Origin of the sequence: Pedobacter sp. R-06 (assembly GCF_049913135.1) — a bacterium.
Classification (GTDB): domain Bacteria; phylum Bacteroidota; class Bacteroidia; order Sphingobacteriales; family Sphingobacteriaceae; genus Pedobacter.
On sequence record NZ_CP183977.1, the window covers coordinates 2,942,937 to 2,963,624 of the forward strand.

Annotated in this window: 19 protein-coding genes; 5 read left to right on the forward strand and 14 right to left on the reverse strand. The window is 37.9% G+C overall.

All coding sequences use genetic code 11. The features are described 5' to 3' along the window. Window positions 1-131: 131 nt before the first annotated feature. The 4 genes from ACN9MR_RS11980 to ACN9MR_RS11995 all read right to left on the reverse strand — a co-directional run bounded on the left by ACN9MR_RS11980 (window position 132) and on the right by ACN9MR_RS11995 (window position 4,219). Window positions 132-1,628, reverse strand: coding sequence for a M56 family metallopeptidase (locus ACN9MR_RS11980; protein WP_426329914.1), 1,497 nt, complete (start codon window positions 1,626-1,628; stop codon window positions 132-134). Between the two features lie 5 nt (window positions 1,629-1,633). Then, window positions 1,634-1,996 carry a BlaI/MecI/CopY family transcriptional regulator gene (locus ACN9MR_RS11985; protein ID WP_108201046.1) on the reverse strand — a complete coding sequence of 121 codons (363 nt, stop codon included), beginning with the start codon at window positions 1,994-1,996 and terminating at the stop codon, window positions 1,634-1,636. 265 nt (window positions 1,997-2,261) lie between these two features. Next, complete coding sequence (locus ACN9MR_RS11990; protein WP_426329915.1) at window positions 2,262-2,762, reverse strand: hypothetical protein; 501 nt, start codon at window positions 2,760-2,762, stop codon at window positions 2,262-2,264. Between the two features lie 80 nt (window positions 2,763-2,842). Then, complete coding sequence (locus ACN9MR_RS11995; protein ID WP_426329916.1) at window positions 2,843-4,219, reverse strand: dicarboxylate/amino acid:cation symporter; 1,377 nt, start codon at window positions 4,217-4,219, stop codon at window positions 2,843-2,845. Window positions 4,220-4,523: 304 nt separating this feature from the next. Between ACN9MR_RS11995 and ACN9MR_RS12000 the strand changes: the two genes are divergently transcribed. The 3 genes from ACN9MR_RS12000 to ACN9MR_RS12010 all read left to right on the forward strand — a co-directional run bounded on the left by ACN9MR_RS12000 (window position 4,524) and on the right by ACN9MR_RS12010 (window position 6,292). Continuing rightward, window positions 4,524-5,021: an RNA polymerase sigma factor gene (locus ACN9MR_RS12000; protein WP_029275756.1), complete on the forward strand. Its 498-nt coding sequence runs from the start codon at window positions 4,524-4,526 to the stop codon at window positions 5,019-5,021. Beyond that, window positions 5,008-5,607, forward strand: a complete 600-nt coding sequence (locus ACN9MR_RS12005; RefSeq protein ID WP_426329917.1) for a hypothetical protein — start codon at window positions 5,008-5,010, stop codon at window positions 5,605-5,607. Before ACN9MR_RS12000 ends, ACN9MR_RS12005 begins: the two co-directional genes overlap by 14 nt. 118 nt (window positions 5,608-5,725) lie before the next feature. Next, a complete protein-coding gene (locus tag ACN9MR_RS12010; protein WP_426329918.1) occupies window positions 5,726-6,292 on the forward strand; it encodes a DUF922 domain-containing protein in 567 nt (188 codons plus the stop codon). Here ACN9MR_RS12010 and ACN9MR_RS12015 read toward each other — a convergent pair. The 6 genes from ACN9MR_RS12015 to ACN9MR_RS12040 form a co-directional block, all read right to left on the reverse strand. Next, entirely contained in the window at window positions 6,281-6,652 is a 372-nt protein-coding gene (locus tag ACN9MR_RS12015) for a diacylglycerol kinase family protein (RefSeq protein ID WP_426329919.1), read from the reverse strand. The genes ACN9MR_RS12010 and ACN9MR_RS12015 overlap by 12 nt on opposite strands. A gap of 223 nt (window positions 6,653-6,875) precedes the next feature. Further along, entirely contained in the window at window positions 6,876-7,496 is a 621-nt protein-coding gene (locus ACN9MR_RS12020; RefSeq protein WP_426329920.1) for a hypothetical protein, read from the reverse strand. A 59-nt stretch (window positions 7,497-7,555) separates the two neighbouring features. After that, the gene (locus ACN9MR_RS12025; RefSeq protein WP_426329921.1) at window positions 7,556-9,466 is read right to left on the reverse strand and encodes a beta-N-acetylhexosaminidase; all 1,911 of its coding nucleotides are present in this window, start codon (window positions 9,464-9,466) and stop codon (window positions 7,556-7,558) included. A 1,080-nt stretch (window positions 9,467-10,546) separates the two neighbouring features. Then, window positions 10,547-11,503, reverse strand: a complete 957-nt coding sequence (trxB, locus tag ACN9MR_RS12030) for a thioredoxin-disulfide reductase (RefSeq protein WP_113951968.1) — start codon at window positions 11,501-11,503, stop codon at window positions 10,547-10,549. A gap of 267 nt (window positions 11,504-11,770) precedes the next feature. Next, window positions 11,771-12,934: a dipeptidase gene (locus ACN9MR_RS12035; protein WP_426329922.1), complete on the reverse strand. Its 1,164-nt coding sequence runs from the start codon at window positions 12,932-12,934 to the stop codon at window positions 11,771-11,773. A 213-nt stretch (window positions 12,935-13,147) separates the two neighbouring features. Continuing rightward, window positions 13,148-14,776 (reverse strand): acyl-CoA carboxylase subunit beta, encoded by a 1,629-nt coding sequence (locus ACN9MR_RS12040; protein WP_426329923.1) that lies wholly within the window; start codon window positions 14,774-14,776, stop codon window positions 13,148-13,150. A gap of 239 nt (window positions 14,777-15,015) precedes the next feature. Between ACN9MR_RS12040 and ACN9MR_RS12045 the strand changes: the two genes are divergently transcribed. Beyond that, window positions 15,016-15,459 (forward strand): DUF2721 domain-containing protein, encoded by a 444-nt coding sequence (locus ACN9MR_RS12045; protein WP_230146010.1) that lies wholly within the window; start codon window positions 15,016-15,018, stop codon window positions 15,457-15,459. A 1-nt stretch (window position 15,460) separates the two neighbouring features. Then, window positions 15,461-15,925, forward strand: coding sequence for a DUF1801 domain-containing protein (locus tag ACN9MR_RS12050; protein ID WP_426329924.1), 465 nt, complete (start codon window positions 15,461-15,463; stop codon window positions 15,923-15,925). Here the strand turns inward: ACN9MR_RS12050 and ACN9MR_RS12055 are convergent. The 4 genes from ACN9MR_RS12055 to ACN9MR_RS12070 form a co-directional block, all read right to left on the reverse strand. Continuing rightward, a complete protein-coding gene (locus ACN9MR_RS12055) occupies window positions 15,922-16,461 on the reverse strand; it encodes a hypothetical protein (RefSeq protein WP_426329925.1) in 540 nt (179 codons plus the stop codon). The genes ACN9MR_RS12050 and ACN9MR_RS12055 overlap by 4 nt on opposite strands. A 60-nt stretch (window positions 16,462-16,521) precedes the next feature. Next, window positions 16,522-16,983, reverse strand: coding sequence for a MaoC family dehydratase (locus ACN9MR_RS12060; protein WP_029275744.1), 462 nt, complete (start codon window positions 16,981-16,983; stop codon window positions 16,522-16,524). A gap of 150 nt (window positions 16,984-17,133) precedes the next feature. Continuing rightward, window positions 17,134-17,727 carry a TIGR00730 family Rossman fold protein gene (locus tag ACN9MR_RS12065; protein ID WP_426329926.1) on the reverse strand — a complete coding sequence of 198 codons (594 nt, stop codon included), beginning with the start codon at window positions 17,725-17,727 and terminating at the stop codon, window positions 17,134-17,136. Window positions 17,728-17,928: 201 nt separating this feature from the next. After that, complete coding sequence (locus tag ACN9MR_RS12070; RefSeq protein ID WP_426329927.1) at window positions 17,929-20,508, reverse strand: TonB-dependent receptor; 2,580 nt, start codon at window positions 20,506-20,508, stop codon at window positions 17,929-17,931. Window positions 20,509-20,688: the final 180 nt, after the last annotated feature.

Consider the following 20,688-nt stretch of genomic DNA (forward strand, 5'->3'; position numbering starts at 1 on the left):
GAGCCTGCCCCGACTTTTTCGGGGAAGCAATCTTTCAGGCTAGTGATTCTTACTATAAAGATTGCTTCGTCGGCTGAAAAAGCCTTCTCGCAATGACGACTTTTTTTTAGAATTTAATTATTTCAAAACGATTATGGCTTCATGCTAATCTGAATGGCCTGATTATTTCTGTCAACTTTGAGATCAGAAATCTTATTCGCATTCAATTTATCAAGCTCCTCTTTCGAGATTTTATTACCATTTAAAAAATAGGTTGTGGTTTCGTTAACCATAGTGCCATTGCCTGTTACATGTTGGTTTCCATCTTTAGCAGCTGAGGTTTTGCCCGTTGATTTAAAAAAATAAACCGTTGCAAAACCATTTTTACCAGGAACTGGCAAATGCTCAAAACCACTGTCTTTATCAGCTAAAACATTAATAGCAATATTTTTATGGTCTGCATTTGAGGTATCGCTAAAGCTAAAATGTTGTACGAAAGTTTTGCCTTTAAAATTTCCATCCGTTTTAAAGCTCATAATCTTCACTTGTTTACCTAACCCTTTTAAAGTCTCTTCTATCGATTTTCGCGAAGAATCTGCACCCTCTACAACACTTTTAAAAATAAAAGTCATTTTGGTGGCGGTATCAGGTGCTTTCAGGGTATCAATGATTATTCTCCTTTTGAATTTAGCTTTTAAAACTGTTTTGGGTTGTATAGCTACTTCAGCAACCTTTTCAGGTAAAACATCATTTACCATTTTGGTTAGGGGTGCTAAACTTTTCTTTACATCCTTTTTATCGATGGTAAACGCTAAAGTAACGCAAAGCAATATGGGTAACACGAATAAATACCTGGTTAAATTTACTTTTGAAGAACGTTTTGCGTTCATCATTTTAATGCGCTTCTTAAGGTCGGATAAATTAAAATTATTCACAATAGCTACCGATGGCTGTAACGTTCCTACATCTAACAAGCTATATTGATAAGCTTTTTTATCAATTCCTTTCTTTAAAATTTTGGCATCGGTAATAAATTCAATATTTTCTCTTACCGCTTTTTTCATCAACCAAACCCCTGGATTAAACCAATAGAAAACCACACAGATTTCGGCCAGAATAATGTCTAAAGTATGCCATTCTTCTACGTGTACACGCTCATGCTCGAGGATATTGCTTAAATCTTGCTTTTTATGTAGATGTGGATTGATATAAATGGTCTGCCAAAAACTAAACGGGCTTACTTCCTCATTTAAAATCCTCACTTTATAATCATCTAAATGATCGGGTGAAGAATTTTTATGCATCCTGTAAAGCGAAATAAACTGCACGAGCAATCTTAAAGCCATCAATAAAACACCAGTATAAAAAAGCACCGTAAGTCCTTGCCAAAATACCGAAACGGCATCTTGTTTTACCAATTCACTTACCTGCTGGTTAAATTGTGGAACAAAGGCAGGTACAGCTTTCCGTCCGGCGAAAAACCCGGTGAGGTTAATAAATGGGTAGGCAGAAGAAAAGATGATCCCAAACAGCAGAAATATCCTGTTGATGGAGTAGAAAGTTAGCCTCCGCAGCACGAGGTAGTAGGTTGCCGAAAACAAGATCAGCACCAGATTAATTTTCAATAAAATGATAAAGAAATGTGGCATGGCATTTACTTTTCTGGGTTCTCAATTAAATTTATAATCTCTTTAAGTTCCTCTGCACTTATTTTTTTATCCTTGGCAAAAAAAGCAACCAGTTCTTTATAAGAACTCTGGAAATAATTATTTACAAAACCACTCATAAAGCGTTTTTTATATTCTACCTCCTTAACTTTTGCACTATAGCGGTTGGCATTGGCAAAACGTTCGCTCATCAGATAGCCCTTGCGTTCTAGATTCTTGATGGTAGATGCCAATGTAGTATACGGTGGTTTCGGATCAGGAAGTACATCCATAAAATCTTTGATAAACCCCTTACCGATCTGCCAAACAGCCAGCATGGCTTCCTCTTCCTGTAATGTTAATTTTTCCATTATTACGAATATATCGTAAATATACGAAAACATCCTAAAAGGAAAAAGACTTTAACAAAACGCTAACATTTAACGCTTTATTAAAGTCTTCATTGGTTAATGGTTAACTGGTTAATTGTTCAAATCGGTTAACTGACTCCAAACAAAATAATAAATTACCCCTCTGGAAAATATATTTAGCGGATTCCTTAATCGACTTCAAACCCCCAAACGCCCAACTGACTTACAGGCAATTGGCGTCGGACTCCGGACTTCAGACTACCTGCTACTTCCCGCTTCTTTTTTCGGCTTGTAATAAGGTTTCCTGAATAATTTTTCTCATTTGAACAGCTGCATCCAGTAATTTTGGATTGCCATCAAAGTCGCCATAAATGGTTACGTGTTTTGACTTTTTTTTATAATTGAAAGTTATATCATAACGCGGTACCAACCTGGATTTATCACTTTTTTTACCAATGGTATCTGGAAAATTCCAAAGGCCGATTTCATTTGCCTTTCTATGCATATATAACACATCATTGCTCTTTAAAAAGAATTTTTTGGTAACCACTGAGTCCCTATTATTTACGTATCGGTAAACACCAGTCTTTGAATCATATGTGTTTTCCAAAGTATCTTTTAAGCCATAGCTATATTGCATCGACACAAAATCATCCTTGCGAAAAGGCGCATTCTGTATAATAGGTTTATAATAGATGTAACAATAAATGATCATTGGAACAATAATGGTAATGGCTAAGAATATTTTTTTTCCTTTACTTGACACTGGATGTTGAATTATTGAATGAATAAATGTTAAATGATTGAATAAATGTTAAATACGACTCAGGACTGAAGACTCCAGACTCAGGACTCCTTAAGTTCCCCTTCCCACTTACTTACCACTGCTGTTGCAATGCTATTTCCAACAACGTTAGTTGCAGAACGGCCCATATCCAATAAAGGATCGATACCAATTAACAAAGCTAATCCTGCTTCAGGAATATTGAAACTTGCAATAGTACCGGCAATTACCACTAATGATGCCCTTGGTACACCTGCAATTCCTTTACTGGTTAACATCAATATTAAAAGCATCGAAATTTGCTGCTCGAAACCCAAATGGATGCCGTAAGCCTGCGCAATAAATAAGGACGCAAAGGTCATGTACATCATCGATCCATCTAAATTGAACGAATAACCCAGTGGCAGTACGAAACTTACAATCTTGTCTTTGCAGCCAAAACGCTCTAAAAGCATCATTGTTTTTGGATAAGCCGCTTCGCTGCTTGCTGTACTGAAAGCCAGAAGTGCTGGTTCTTTCATGTCATTAACCAAGCGGAAAATTCGTTTTTTCAACACTAAAAATCCTAAGAAAATTAACACCGCCCAGAGTATGGCTAATCCCAGATAAAATTCGCCGATAAATATGGCATAGGTATTTAATACATTAAGTCCTTGTTTGGCTACAATGGCGGTCATGGCTCCGAAAACCGCCAGGGGTGCAAAATTCATTACGTAACCAGTCATCTTTAAAATTACGTGAGCAATGGCATCAAATGCTTTAATCACAATCTGGCCTAAATCGCCAATGGCAGCTGTTGCTACACCAAAGAATAAAGAGAATACAACAATCTGCAAAATTTCGTTGGTAGACATCGATTCGGCAATGCTTTTTGGAAAAACGTGTGCGATAAAATCTTTCACACTCATCGATGCTTTCTGGATACCGGTATTTACCAATTGATCGGGCAATGATAATTTCATATGTCTTCCGGGTTCGAATAAATTTACTAAAATCATACCCAACACTAGCGACATTAACGACATGGCCAAAAACCAGCCCAGTGTTTTACCACCAATTCTACCCACAGCTTTAATATCGCCCACTTTGGCTACACCAACCACTAAGGTTGTAAATACCAACGGCGCAACAATCATTTTAATCAAGCGAAGAAAAATATCGCTCAATAGCGTAAAATATTCTAATTTTTTCTCCCTGATGTCTTCGTTTTCTTTTTTGATTTTAGCGTTTGCTTTTCTTTCAGCTTTAAGCTGTGTGTAACCAATACTAGTGGTATCGGTCGTTTTGGCAATGCTTACCTCTATACTTTTAACTTTCGCATCGGCGGTGAGTATTTTCTGGTTATAGACATCGATTGAATTGACATTTAAAATATAGCCCAATGCAATACCCGCAATCAGCGCTAAGAAAATGAAAAGCGTGAGTTTGTTTTTCTTCATGAATATAAAAAGTTTGTGATACTCTTAATTTGGTAAAACTACGATATTTACGGCGTGTAACAAATTTTGATAACAGGTGAGATTAAAAAATATATCAACGCCGTTGAGTTAAGCCATTCGGCAAAGCAGAAATAATTTAACCACACATAGAAAGGATGCACACAGATGTAAAAATCCGTGTTTATCCGTGCGCATCTTTGGTTAAAAACTTTTAAGTCAATGGCATCAAAAAATATATTATTTTTGGTTCTTGATGTAACAAAAAGTGTACATCATCATCTAAAACGCAACTATAAACCCCTAAATGGAACAAAAAGACAAGTTATTTAAAGAGATCTTCGATTCAAATTCCAAAAAGATATTCCATTTATGTTATGGTTATACTGGCGATACCGACGCTGCAAACGATCTTCTACAGGAAACTTTTTTAAAGGTTTGGCAAAATCTGGATAAGTTCAGAAACAAATCTTTAATTTCTACGTGGATTTATAGAATTGCGGTGAATACCTGTTTAACTTATTTGAGGTCGGAAAAAAGACAGGCGAAAGACGAATTAACAGATAACATTATAGAAAATAAAATAGAGGAATTTTCAGAGAAAAATGAACAGGTTGCCCTACTTTATAAATGTATATCCAAGCTCGAAGAGAATGACCGTTTAATTATTACTATGGTACTTGATGAATTACCATACCATGAAATTGCTGATATATCGGGAATAAGCGAAGGCAATTTGAGGGTAAAAATTCACCGCATTAAACAAAAATTAACAGAACTATATAGCCAGTATGCAAGCGTTTGATCAAATACAGGAGTTGTGGCAAAAGCACGAGGTAGAAGTTAAGGTTTCTGCTGATGAAATGCTGCAGCAAGCGAAGAAAGAAGTAAATGGCATCAAGCTGAAATCGGCTTTGAACATTTTGGGTATGCTGGCATCTTTTATTGCCATTGCTGCATTGTGGATCTTTTTTCACTTCGAATCGTGGACTACACACGTCGGGATCAGCATCACCATTATTGCCATTGGCGTATATACCTTAATTCTTTACCGCGATTACAGGCTAATTTCGAAAACCGATTTCACCGCTCACCCGCACGAATATTTAAACAACTTAAAAACTTATCAATTAAACCGTTATAAACTGTACAACTCTTTATATTGGTTTTATATGATTGCACTTTCATTGGGCATCATATTTTATTTTGTAGAAATTCTTGCTCACTTTACGGTCGTTCAAAAAGTTTTGGCTGTAGGCTTAACTGCATTATGGATATTATTTTGCTCCACGATATTAAGAAAGGCAGTAATGAGCAGGGAAAAAGAACGTATAGCTTTATTGATCGAGAAATTTGAGCGCATTAGCGGACAGATTTCTACACCCGAATAATTTTAGGCACGGTTTTTTCACTGTAAAAACCAACACATGAAACCATCATGATTTACCCTCAACAACGGAATATCTAAATCATGATGGCTTCACCAGCGTTGAAACTAAAATTACACAGGTGAAAAGACATATTATACCCCTTTTATTTTTGCTGGCACTGCCATGTACTTTTGCTTTTAAACAAGATTTTTCCGGGCCCATTCAATTGAATTGGGAAACGCATTTTAAAGGTAAAGCCGATACGCGCTCTCCATTTTTTGCGCTGACCGCAATGACATGGAAATACAGTTACTCCAGCACAGTTTACCGTAATCGCGTTGCCATTAAGCTTAAAAACGATGTGAGCATTGATAAAACGAGGTCGTGGGTTAAGTGGGATAAAATTAAAGACCCTGAAATTAGGGCAAGTCTTTTACACCACGAACAAGGGCATGCCGATATTCAGTATGTTTTATTATTGGAGGCTGAAAGGGTATTAAAAAACCGGAACTATTCTGTAAGCAACTATAAAGCTCAGATATCTGAACTCGCCAATCAGATCAGCGATTATTTCGATACCATGCAGCGTAACTATGATGAAGAAACCGAGCATGGCAGCAACCATAAAATGCAGGCCCGCTGGGATGATATTATCCAGGATAAGATTGAAGAATCGAGGACTGCTATGGCCGAATTACAAAAATAATTTTGGAATAAAGACAATAAAACCAACGGCTACCGCCAGAAATGCAGCCACCAAAACTGCTGCAGCAGCCAAATCTTTTACTATTTTAATTTTTGGATGATAATCGGGTGAAACTACATCGGCTAGTTTTTCGATAGCAGAGTTTAAAATTTCGGCAACAAAAACAGCCGAAATAACAGATAAAATGGCAATCCATTCTGAACCGGAAATTTTCAGATAAAAAGATAAACCAATGGCTACAATTGCTGCAAACAAATGAACTCTTCCATTATGATCGTTAATAAAGAACAGTTTTAGCCCGTTAAAAGCATATTTAAAGCTCCTGATCCGATCGATGATAGAAAATTTTCCGTTGTCCATTGTTTTTTAAATTGCATGATAGATCCTGAATCAAGTTCAGGATGACGATCGTTCGAAGCTGAATAACTAATATACGCGTCATAATGATCTGATAACTATCAGATTCTTCAGGATCTCGCGATATAAATAGATGCTGAAACAAGTTCAGCATGACGATCTTTCAAGGTATAACTCCTCGTCTCACGCCTTTTTACCCTAACCCATCCACCTTTAACCCTAAACCTTACTTTTTAGCTTTCCCCTCCTCAGGCTTTACCTCGCTTGTAGAAAAACCATTTCCGCTTAATTTATATTGATAGGTCCGGGTAATTGTTTTAGTACTATCTGCTGCATCTTTTACAGGAAAGGAGCGGAACAGATCACCATTTTTGATAAAAAATTGATCATTACCTGAATAACCTTTTTTCTGATTTGAATTTAATGAAGGAAAACTGATTTTGTTAAAATCGCCGCCAGCATATTCAAAAACATTTAGATCTGAAACTGTCTTTTTGCTTAATAACTGAATGTACAATTCAGGATTTCCGTCATTGTCTAAATCCATATTCCAGGCATCGGTTATAATGCCTTTGCGATCTACGGCGGCCGACCTATAGTTATTACGAACAGAATCGGACATTAAAATCTGATAGCCTCCGATAGAATCTACCCCTTTTCCCCAGCTTACGATTTCAAAATTTAATCCTGGTTTTACCTCTATATCCCTGTAAAAACGAAAAGGGTTCTTTTGAACTTTTGTAGTCTCTGTTTTAACTTCTTTAGGCTTTTCTTCTGTGCATGCAAAACAAAACAGCATCCCTGTTATTAATAAGAGATGCTGTAATGTATATTTCTGTAATTTCATTCTATTTAGGACGTTTTGGTTGCCCCAAATTAAGTATTTTAGCTTTTTAAAGCAACAATTTATTTCTTTGCATCTGTTTTAACTTCAGGTGCTCCATTATTTAAAACGGTTTCGGTAACTACACTCCTTCTACCGCTTGGTGCAATAACAATGGTTTTTAATACTCTTTTTTCTCCCTGTGGAACAGTGATCTTAACCGGAGCGGCATATAAAAATGCATTTTCTGATGGACGTGACAAATCAATAGAATAATAAATTTTAGCTCCGCTAACTGGTGCTTTTAAATCAATTGTAAATTCTCCGCCTGTTAAAGGTTTATCGCTCTGGCCAATTGGTGTAGGTACCCAGAAATTAACATTCATTTTATCTAAACGGGCCAAATGAGCTGGTAAACGTTGTTCAGAAAAATTCTTTAAATCTTTACGTTCAACCGGCGACCATGCAATTTCAGATAAAGCCAATAAACGTGGGAAAGCATGATTTTCTGCTTTCGCTGTAGTTTTAATATACTCAGACCACATGTTTGCCTGTACACCTTTGATGTATTTTCTTTCATCAGCAGTTAAAACTTTCGGAATTGGATCATAAGCATAAATCTTTTGATAAGGGGCAAATCCGCCGATGGTTACCGGCTCATCAGGAGAGTTAGATTGTTTATGGTCGATATATAAACCCATCGATCCTGGGGTCATAATTACATCGTGTTTTTGTTGTGCCGCAGCAATTCCACCATCTTCACCTCTCCAGCTCATTACAGTTGCATTAGGCGCCAAACCACCTTCTAAAATCTCATCCCAACCAATAATGGAGCGTCCTTTTGCATTCACATGTTTTTCTATGGTCTGGATGAAATAGCTCTGCAATTCATGCTCATCTTTCAAACCTTTCTCTTTCATTAGGTTCTGGCAGAAGGTAGATTCTTTCCAATAGGTTTTAGGTGCTTCATCGCCGCCGATGTGGATGTATTTAGAAGGGAAAATAGCAATCACTTCATCTAACACATTTTCTAAAAAAGTAAAAGTATTGGCTGATGGTACAAAAATATCATCAAAAACACCCCAGGTTTGTTGTACCTGTTTTCCTTTTCTGTTACCAGCCCATGGTGTTTTATCGCTGATAAAAGTATCGCGGTCAGGGAAACAGCTCAACTCAGGGTATGACGCAATTGCAGCAGAAGCATGTCCTGGCAATTCGATCTCTGGTATTACGGTGATGTATTTCGCTGCAGCATATTTAACAATTTCTTTAGCTTCTTCTTGTGTGTAATAACCTTTAACCGGTGTAAGGTAATTGCCATTACCTGGATAATTGCCAATAATTGTCCCATTACGTGAAGAACCGATTTCAATTAGTTTTGGATATTTTTTTATTTCCAATCTCCAGCCCTGATCATCAGTTAAATGCCAGTGGAAAGTATTGATTTTGTAATAAGCCAACTGATCGATGTATTTTTTGATAAAAGAGATCGGGAAGAAATGACGGCTTACATCCAACATGGTTCCGCGGTAGGCAAAACGTGGATAATCGTTAATATCAACTGCGGGGATGGTAATTTTATCAGACACTTTATCAGGCATCATCTGCATAGCAGATTGAACCGCATAAAAAAGGCCAGCGCCTTTTCCTGTTAAAATAATTTGTTTAGGGGTAACTTTAATCGTGTAACCTTCAGCAGGCAATTGATCTGCTCCAACAGATGTTAAAACAATTGCTTTTTGGTTAGGCTGGGTGATTTTAGTTTCACGTAAGGCAAAACCTGCCTTGGTAACAATAAAAGCATTTAATAAATCAGCCATCTTTGCGCCGTCGATGCTTTGATTTACTAAAACTGTTGTTTTATCTAAAATGAAATTTCCGTTTGCCCTGGTAATGGCTACAGGTGCAGGTATGATACCCAGATTAGGGTCACTCTGCGCAAATGCACTCGTGCTGATTAATACTCCAATAAAAATCGATAATGCTTTGTTCATGTTGTGTTTAGGTTTTTTATAGATTTATTTGATTTTTTTGAACCAAGATAGAGATTATGGCCAGATTCCGAATCTCACATTCTTGTTACAATCAAGATCAACCGTTTGACTGCACCGCATAACGCAGATAAATCTTAATATTAAGAGGTCGTCACTTAGAGCGGAGTGCAACGAAGTCAAGAAGCCTATATATTATAGCCTCTACACAACAGATTCTCCATTTCACTGCGTTTCAGTCGAAATGACGACTACTTTTATGAAAACAGGTGCAGAAGCGTTTGGTTACGATAGTCCCGCTCCCGCTTCGATCGGATTTAAATGGCACAGCCAGTGGAACTGTTCAGGGCCGCAAAGTGTATAACAATTATAAGATAGGCACCGTGCTATTCAACCCTCAATAGCAGCAGAAACCTAATTATTTAAACCTGATTGCAATGAAAAGCACGCAATCCCGATTTTTCATCGGGAGCGGACTTGTAATGGAAAGCAGGCCTGACAATAAAAAGAACTACTGCATCTGCTTTCCAAAAAACATCAATCACAAAAAAAGAGAAACCATCTCTTAGAACTCCTACTGATAGATCTCTCCATCTCACTGCATTCCAGTCGATATGACGACTACTTTTATGAAAACAGGTGCAGAAGCGTTTGGGTTACAATAGTCCCGCTCCCGCTTCTGCCAATTTGAAGAAAATTGGCATCCCGCTTTGATCGGGTTTAGGTGGCACAACCAGTGGTACTATTTGGGGCTGCAAAGTGCATAACAATTATAAGGTAGGCACCGTGCTATTCAACCCTCAATAGTAGCAGAAACCTAAGTATTTAAACCTGATTGCAATGGAAAGCACGCAATCCCGATTTTTCATCGGGAGTGGACTTGTAATGGAAAGCAGGCCTGACAATAAAAAGAACTACTGCATCTGCTTTCCAAAAAACATCAATCACAAAAAAGAGAAACCATCTCTTAGCACTCCTACTATTAGATCTCTCCATTTAACTGCATTCCAGTCGAGATGACGATTTTAACAAAAAAGAGAAACCGTTACTGATTTCTCTTTCTAAAATTATATTTAAAGCTTGTTATGCTTCTACAGGATGTTCTTTAGCGGCTAAATATCTTTCGGCATCGAGCGCGGCCATACATCCAGAACCTGCGGCAGTTACCGCCTGTCTGTAGTACATATCCTGCACATCACCACAGGCAAAAACACCTTCGATATTGGTTAAAGTAGAACCTGGTTTAGTAGCTAAATAACCAGTTTCATCCATATCCAGCTGACCTTTAAAAATATCGGTATTTGGCTTGTGCCCGATAGCTACGAAGAAACCCTCCACTGCGATATCGGATTCGACACCGGTTTTGTTATTTAAAACTTTAACCGCAGTTACATTTTTACCGTTACCTAAAATCTCCTGGGTTTCGGTATTATAATGCACCACAATATTCGGTGTAGCTAACACACGACTTACCATTGCTTTAGAAGCCCTGAATTCGTCTCTACGAACCAATAAATGTACGGTTTTACAAAGTTTTGCTAAATAAGTTGCTTCTTCGGCAGCTGTATCTCCGGCACCTACAATGGCAACATCTTGTCCTTTAAAGAAGAAACCATCGCACACGGCACAGGCCGAAACGCCAAAACCATTGTATTGTTGCTCGCTTGGTAAGCCCAGCCATTTTGCTGTAGCCCCGGTAGCAATAATTACGGTATCGGCTGTAATGGTTTTAATTTCGTCAACTACTACTTTATGAGGTGTTGAAGAGAAATCTACTGAACTTACATAACCAAAACGGATATCGGTACCAAAACGTTCTGCCTGTTTGCGGAAATCTTCCATCATTTCCGGCCCCATAATTCCTTGCGGGTAACCTGGAAAATTTTCTACATCTGTAGTCTGCGTAAGCTGCCCACCGGCTTGCATACCAGTATACATAATCGGTTTTAAATCAGCTCTGGCAGCATAAATTGCAGCAGTATAACCTGCAGGACCTGAACCTATAATTAAACACTGAACGTGTTCGTTTTCTTGTGACATTATATTGTGTGTTTGAAATTCATTAATCGTAGCGCAAATTTAATGCTTTAAATATTTGTTGGCAAGTGCACATTGTCAACATAGTTTACTTATTAACAGTGAGCGCAAAGTGCATGGCGTTTGGCGCTTAATACTCAGGGGCACTAAAGATGTTTCAGGGTGGTACTCGTGGTGTCAGATGGTAACATCTGACTGCACAATATATAGACCACAACTCCAATTCAGGTATACTAACTGTAAGATGGTAACATCTTACAGCACAAAAAATTATCCTCCTTTATTTTCTTTAATCAACCGAATTACATTGCCTCCCAGAATTTTCTTGATATCGCTTTCCGAGTATCCACTTTTAATCAGCTCATCGGTAATTTTAGGATAATCGGCAACACTGTTCATTCCTAAAGGAAAAGATTCGGCGCCATCAAAATCTGCGCCCAAGCCAACATGATCTATACCGATTAATTTCACTACGTGATTAATATGTTTAACTAAAAGTGCGATTGGTGGTCGTGTGGCATCGGCATCAGCTCGATGATTGAAAATCAACGTATCAATGGCATTGCTTCTGCCATATTTAGTGCTCAACGCTTTAAGTTCGCCATCATATTTTGCAAAGAAAGTTTTTTGTTTAGTATTGAAAGTAGAATCTAAGAAACCGCTGTAGAAATTAATACAGACTACCCCACCGTTTTTGCCAACCGCTTTAATCTGATCATCTTTTAAATTTCGTGGAACCGGATTTAAAGCATAGGCACAGCTATGGGAAACAATTACGGGTTTAGCAGATGCAGCAATGGCATCATAAAATGTTCTTTCGCCTACGTGCGATAAATCGACCATTACCCCAAGTTTGTTCAATCGTTTTACAACTTGTTTTCCAAAATCACTTAAACCTGCATGTTCAGGTTTAACTTTACCCGAGGTTTCTTCGGCGGCCGAACTGGACCATGGAGTACTGTTGTTCCAGGTTAAGGTGAGGTAAGCCATTCCGCGCTTTGCCAGGCTATCGATATAATCCAAACGGTTTTCGATCATATGTCCACCTTCTACACCTATCATAGCAGCTAATTTATGCTGCTGAACAGCCTGCTCCAAATCTTTAGCGGTGGTAACCAACTGGATCTTATCGGGATATCGTTTGATCAAACTATAAAGCGAATCTATTTCCCGGTTAGCTACAGCATACCCACCAGTTTCATCACACCAGATGGAAAAAAACTGAACATCTAAACCGCCTTGTTTGGCCCTTACTAAATCGAAATTCCCTTTAGACTGAAGTTTGCCAATATCGATACCAGATTTAATCTGATTGAATAAAATATCGCCATGGGTATCGATTACGATCGCATTTTGATGAATTTTATCCGATTTTTGAGCAAAGAGATTAATCTGCAAAAAACTAAGGACAAGAAAAAGATAAAGATTTTTCATGCGCTAAATATAATATTAATTGTTTCGATCACTTCAGCACTCAAGTTCATTTATTTTTTTCACCACGAAGAAACAAAGGCACAATATGTTATAAATGTGTTGACCGTCTTGGATAATTTAGTTCATTATAGATGATTAATTATGCTCAAAACTCTGGTACCTCCGGTGGTGTAATTAACTGTCAGATGATAACATCTGACAGCACATTGGACCCTAAGTTTGTATAATCCCAACATTAAATTTCTTCGTAATCGGCGATTGGTTGGCCGCCTCAATTCCCATCGAAATAACTTTTCTGGTTTCCAATGGATCGATAATACCATCTACCCAAAGCCTTGATGCTGCGTAATAAGGAGTGGTCTGACTATCGTATTTATCAGTGATTTCCTTTAAAAGTTCTGCTTCTTTTTCTGGTGTGATTACCTCTCCTTTGGCTTTCAAGGAGGCTTCCTGAATCTGAAGTAGAGTTTTTGCTGCCTGGGAACCGCCCATTACTGCAATTTTAGCGGTTGGCCAGGCATAAATTAATCGTGGATCATAAGCCTTACCACACATGGCATAGTTGCCTGCACCATAAGAATTGCCCAATACTATTGTAAATTTTGGCACCACAGAATTGGCAACAGCATTAACCATTTTAGCTCCATCTTTAATAATACCGCCATGTTCTGATCGACTGCCCACCATAAAGCCAGTAACATCTTGCAAGAACACCAAGGGGATTTTCTTTTGGTTACAGTTCATAATAAAACGGGTAGCTTTATCGGCGCTATCAGAATAAATTACACCACCAAACTGCATCTCTCCTTTTTTCGACTTCACCACTTTACGCTGATTGGCCACAATACCCACTGCCCAGCCATCAATGCGGCCTAAACCACAAACAATACTTTGTCCGTAGCCTTTTTTGTACTCTTCAAATTCAGATTGATCAACCAAACGGTTAATGATATCCATTATTTCGTAAGGTTTATCTCTGTTTTCGGGTAAAATACCATATAGTTCTTCTTCATTTTCTTTTGGTTTTGCTGGTTTAATCCTATCAAAACCTGCATTTTGAGGTGCACCCAACATACTCATGATGTTCCTGATGCTATCTAAACAAGCCTGATCATTGGGATGTTTATAATCGGTAACACCCGATATTTCGCAATGAGTAGTGGCTCCGCCTAAAGTTTCATTGTCAACTTCTTCACCTATGGCCGATTTTACCAGATAAGAACCCGCTAAAAACACGGATCCGGTTTTATCAACAATCATTGCTTCATCGCTCATAATGGGTAAATAGGCACCACCAGCAACACAAGCGCCCATGATGGCCGAAATCTGTACAATTCCTTCCGACGACATGATTGCATTGTTACGAAACATCCTTCCAAAATGTTCTTTATCAGGAAAAATCTCATCTTGCATCGGGAGATATACACCAGCGCTATCAACCAGGTATATTACTGGCAGGCGGTTCTCCATAGCGATTTCCTGAGCACGCAAGTTCTTTTTTGCGGTCATCGGGAACCAGGCACCAGCTTTTACAGTAGCATCGTTAGCCACAATCATACACTGTCTTCTGCTTACATAGCCAATACCGCACACCACTCCTGCCGAAGGACAGCCACCTTGCTCGGCATACATGCCATCAGCCGTAAAGGCACCTACTTCTAAAAAGTTGGTATCTTTATCAATTAAATAGGCAATCCGCTCGCGGGCCAATAGCTTTCCCTTTTCTTTTTGTTTGGCAGCATTTTTTTCGCCGCCACCTAAATATATTTTTTTGAGTCTGGTTTTCAGTTCGTATACCAACTGTTTATTTACATCCTCATTTTTATTGAATTCGATATTCATGGTGGCAATTTAAATTTAATTTTAGAAAAACAATATTGACCAAAACGGTTTCTGGTCTAACGTTAGCTTAACCGCAAAGTGCGCTAAGTTTTTCAACCACAAAGTACACAAAGAAAAAGCAATGAAAAAATACGGTTTTATACTCCAGCTATAATAATCTCTTTGCGAAAACTTTGCGTCCTTCGCGGTTAATGTGAAAGATATCCGTTTAAAATGATATTTTTGGGTAAATCCGAAAAATGGAACTAACCATCAATATTCCTGCGCTATTGTTTCCTGCCATCAGCTTAATTATGCTGGCTTATACCAACCGTTTTCTGGCTTTGGCAAGTTTAGTGAGAAGTTTAAAATCGAAATATGAGGATGGCGATAAAAATGCAGCGCTTCATAAACAGATCGAAAACCTGCGTTATCGCTTAAGGTTGATCAAAAACATGCAGGCTTTTGGTGTGCTTAGCTTTGCCAGCTGCCTTTTTTGTATGTTTTTTATTTATTTGGAGTGGAATACTGTTGCTGAAATTCTTTTTGCCCTGAGTTTAATATTTTTCATGATATCGCTAATCATTTCATTAATAGAAATCCAGATCAGTACAAAAGCACTGGAGCTGGAATTGAGCAGTTTAGAGGAGCTCGATAATCCATCAATTGTAAGTAGGTTTAAAAAGAAATTTGATAAAGATTGATATGCAACCATCTGTTATTAATACACCAAAGGAATATTTAAACAGCCTCCCTGAAGAAAGGAAAATGCCGGTTTCGAAATTGAGAGATACTATTTTAGAAAACCTGCCAGCTGGTTTCGAAGAACAGATTACCTATTTTATGTTGGGATATGTTATTCCGCTCGGGCTTTATCCTGCTGGTTACCATTGTACACCAGCACAGGCTTTACCTTTTATCAATATCGGTTCGCAAAAGAATTTTATTGTTATGCACCACTTAGGATTGTATGCTTTTACTGATTTACCGGAATGGTTTCAGGCGGAATACCCTAAACACAGCAAATACAAATTGGATATGGGAAAAGGCTGTGTCCGTTTTAAAAAGCCTGATGACATTCCATACGCGCTAATTGCTGAGCTCAGCAGAAAAGTAACGCCCGGGCAATGGATTGAACAATATGAAAAAGTATATAAACGTAAAGGCTAATTTTGATAAACTACGCCATCAATCTTTAGCTTTTTAAACTTTTCGGCCCAGCCTTTACCTTTTATATATTTTACCTGCGATGGGTAGCCTTTTAGATTTAGATGATAAATCGGATCAAACGAAAAAGTAATTTCGGTATCCGATTTTTGAATAACAGTTACTTCGTTATCATTTTCATCCTTTTCTCCTGTCGTGAAAAACTTATCGCCAATTTTTGCATTGAAATCAGCTCTGGTATAAGTTTTCAAAGGACTATCTGGATAACCCTCAATCAATTTATTCTGCTCGTCTATCCTTAAATAAACTGTACTCACCGCATCACCTCCAACCAATGAATAAAACTTGTAAAAAAGCTTTTTATTGATACGAACAGTATCCTTGATTTCGGTATAAGATTGAGCATTCATATACCATAAATTACCAATCTGCATCGGCAAAAATGAATCAGCAGCCCTGTTTTGAGCCTTATTCTTCTGGCAGGAAAGGATAGCGAGACTAATTAAAATAAAACTTAAAGATTTCCAGTTTACGATCATGAGGTATTTGTTTTTCTTTATTTAACATTAAAGATAAACAATGCGACAGATTGTAAGCTATTAATTCACAAAATGATACAAGAAAACAACCTCACCACTAAAGGCAGGTTTCTTTTGATCTTCAATTTCCATTTCGATAGCCATATTTACTTTGGTTACGCCCCGGAGATTGATAATAGAAGCCAGTTTAGCTTTTAACCTTACCTTACTGTTTACGGTAACAGCTTGTGCAAACCTTAAACTTTCGATCCCATAATTGATCTCCATCTTTAGTTTTTGGATATCAACAATTTCTTTCCATAGATAAGGGATTAACGAAAGCGTTAAATAGCCATGCGCGATGGTTGCTTTAAAAGGGCCTTCATTTTGGGCTCTTTCTTCATCAACATGAATCCATTGATGATCTAATGTGGCATCGGCAAATTTATTAATCTGTTCTTGTGTAATGGTATGCCATGAAGAAACGCCTAATTCCTTGCCAAGGTATTGTTCAAATTCTGCGTGGGAGGTAATGATTTGCATTTTTGTAATTTTAGTTCCTTTATTCAAGTGTTTTATAATATTTTTAGTATGATTATCAATATGATGGCTCATGGTTTATAGCCTATCCGTATAAACATCGCGACCATTAACTATTAGCCATTGACTATAATCCGAAGTACTTCGTTATAATTAACTCAGATTTCTTTCTCTAAACCAAACCTCGTCTGGAATGGCAGAAAAATCATCCATTTTATCGATTAAAATTTCGGCATTTGCCTCATTAAAAACTAAATCGCGATTGGCCGGTTTCAAAAATTTACTTTGCACCATCATATCCATCTGGGCAAATAAAGGATCGTAAAAGCCATTTACATTTAATACGCCGATTGGTTTTGTGTGCAGGCCGAGCTGCAACCAGGTTAATACTTCAAAAAACTCTTCAAGCGTGCCGAAACCACCCGGCAAAATTACAAAACCATCACTTAAATCGGCCATTTTCTGTTTTCTTTGGTGCATATTTTCTGTTACAATCATTTCGGTTACCCCCTTATGACCAACTTCTTTATCCATTAAAAACTGTGGAATTACGCCTGTAACTAAACCGCCTAACTCGAGTACATCATTGGCTAATACACCCATCACACCTACGCTCCCACCACCATAAACCAATCTGATCTGCTGTTTTACAAGTGTTTCTGCCAATTGCTTTATTGCGTTACGCAGCGATACATCGCCATTAAAGTTTGAGCCACAATACACACAAACCGATTTAAGCTTATTCATTTAGTTAAAATTTACCGAAGTTAAGACTTTATCGGCTTTCTGTAAATTTTAATTCTGCACAAAGCTGTTACAGTTTATTGTTATTTCGTTAACAACCCTATCAGGTTTTAAAAACCTGATAGGGTTTAATAAAAAAGGAGCAGCATTAACGCTACTCCTTTTAACCAAATATAAGAGAAAAGATTTTTTTGTTAAACGATCTTAGAAAGCATAGCGGATTGTAGCACCATAAGTTCTTGGATCGCCAAGTACACCTGCATATAAGCCTGAGTTACCTGCTGCAGCCTGCAATTGTTCATAATAGTTTTTGTTTGCGATATTTCTGCTCCAAACAAATAACGAGAACTTATCTGATTTGAATCCTAACCTTGCATTAAATAAAGCATAACCTTTAACATTTAAAATGCTTGATGGCGTAGGATTTGAAGAATATTCTGAACGGTAACTGGCATCGCCGGCAATAAAATACCTACCAACCCTGGTTGCTAAACTACCTGGGGTACTAAATTCAGAACCTCCAGAAATATTCCATTTAGAAATACCTGGCAATCTACCTCCTGAAGCATCTTTAAATGCCACTTGGGTAGCTACACCGTTCACTAATTCAGTATGTCCGGTTTCTTCTAAAGGGAGTGGTGCATTGGTGAATTTCACATATTTACCATCAAGATAGGCTACCGCTGCATTTAAAGTTAAGAACCTTTCCAATTGATAAGTTCCATCAATTTCTAAACCTTTTACTTTAACCTTTTCTGCATTGGCAAGATATCCCCTATTTACCCCCAACTGTGGAGATTGTACATTGGTTTGATAATCTTTAATATCGGTATTAAAAGCGGTAACATTTAATATGGCACCTTTAACTGGTTTTGTTTTTAAACCTAATTCGTAATGCTGAACATATTCTGGCTTTACGACAGCAACTGACAAGTCTGCCTGCCCGGTTGAAGTAGTTGGCAAACCACCTACGTTAACACCAACAGGTTTATAAGCAGTAGAGAAAGTTCCATAAACGTTCAACTTTGTGTTAGGGCGGTATGACACCGTTAAGTTACCTGATAGATTATTGTTATCTACTTTGGTAGTGAACTGCTGATTACTATACACAGCAGCTTTTAGTGCAAGTAAAGCGGCGTCTGTAGTCTGCAATCCGCCATAAGTTACCCTATCGTAATCCACATCCTTTTTATCGTATGTGTACCTTAAACCAGGTAATACGTGAAAGTGTTCTAAAAATTCCCAGTCAACCTGAGCAAAAATAGCTGCACTTAACGATTTGATGGTCGAATTGGTTTTAATTCCGAAGCCATCTAATAAACCTGGTGTTGAATATAATGCCTGGCTACCCGTATTGCTTGTTTGCACAAATCTCCACTGATCTTTGCCTACTTCTTCTGTTTGAGCTAACCCTTTTAAGTTCTGGGCAAGGGCAAACACCCCAATTACGCCACTTAATTTATCGGTGATATTACCGGCATATCTAATTTCCTGTGAATATTGATCATGACGGGAGTTACCTTGAGATTTGGTCAATGCTGATAATTCAGAGAAATCCCTGTCGTTTGTAGGATCCCAGTTCCAGAATCTCCATGCAGTAGTAGAAGTTAATGTTCCGCCACCAATCTTGTAATCCACATTTAAAGATATACCACCGATCGACTGATTGTGTCTCCAGGGAGTATTGGTATTGATCTCTCGAGAAAAAGGATCGATTTTTGGTTGTTGATAACCTAAATCAGAAACAATTTTGGCATACTGACGGTAAGCGCTTCTTTCTGTCTGTGCAACACCAGCAATTACCAAAGGATAACCGGCAGGGTGCTGAATGCTTACATCGCTACTCAACAATATCTGTAATCTATCTGAGGGGGTAAAATACAACTGGCCTTTAAAACCAAGGTTGTTTTGTCCGCTATATTTGCGTTCTTCTCTGGTATTCCAAATGGTACCATCACGTTGCGTACCAGAAATAGATATTTTCGCGGCAAGATTTTTTGCTACTCCTCCCGAAACTGAGGTTTTTGCCTGGATAAAGTTATAGTTTCCAACGCTCAATTCTACTTTTGCGCTTGGCGTTTGGGTAGGTTTTGTGGTGGTAATGTTGAATGCACCTGCGGTAGTATTTTTACCAAATAACGTACCTTGAGGACCGCGGATTACTTCTATTTGTTCAATGTCGAGAAAATCTGTCGAGGTAGCAGCCGGACGTGCGTGGTAAACACCATCTACGTAAAAACCTACACCCGGATCGATACCATCATTAGTTAAACCGAATGTTGAACCCAGACCTCTAATATTAAGCGTGGTATTTCTGGCATTCGAAGCATATAATTGCACAGACGGCACCAACTCTTTTAAACGGTTAACGTTAAAAGCGCCTGCATTTTCTGCTGCCTGGCCACCGATTACAGTAATTGGAATAGGCACATCCTGTAAAACCTCCGAACGCCTTCTCGACGTTACAACGATCTCATCTAATAATGCGTTTTCTACCAAAACTAATTCTATTGGTGTTTCCTGGAGTTTTAAAATCTGGAAATCCTGTGGTTTATAGCCAACTGAACTCACTTGAAGGTAAAATGGAGTTTCTTGTTTTACATTTATACTGAAAGCACCATTATCATCGGCCACTACGGCTTGGTTTGTTCCTCTTACCTTTACAGTTGCATGTGGTATTGTACTGCCATTTGTTGTTTTGATTACGCCGGTTACCGGGCTTTGGGCAAAAGCTAAACTTGCCGAAAGTAAAAATGAAAAGAGAATTAGTAAGCTTTTGTTCATGATTAGTTATATAGTTTGTTTAAATGTTGTTGATTAATGACTCGTTCGAAAGTATTCGATTACTGTTTTAGAATGGCTACAACAACCATACGAGCGTGTTTTTTGATTTGCTTTCATAATTATTATATAAATCCTATGGATTTAGTAGACAAATATATTAAAAAATTTTAGCTGCCAAAT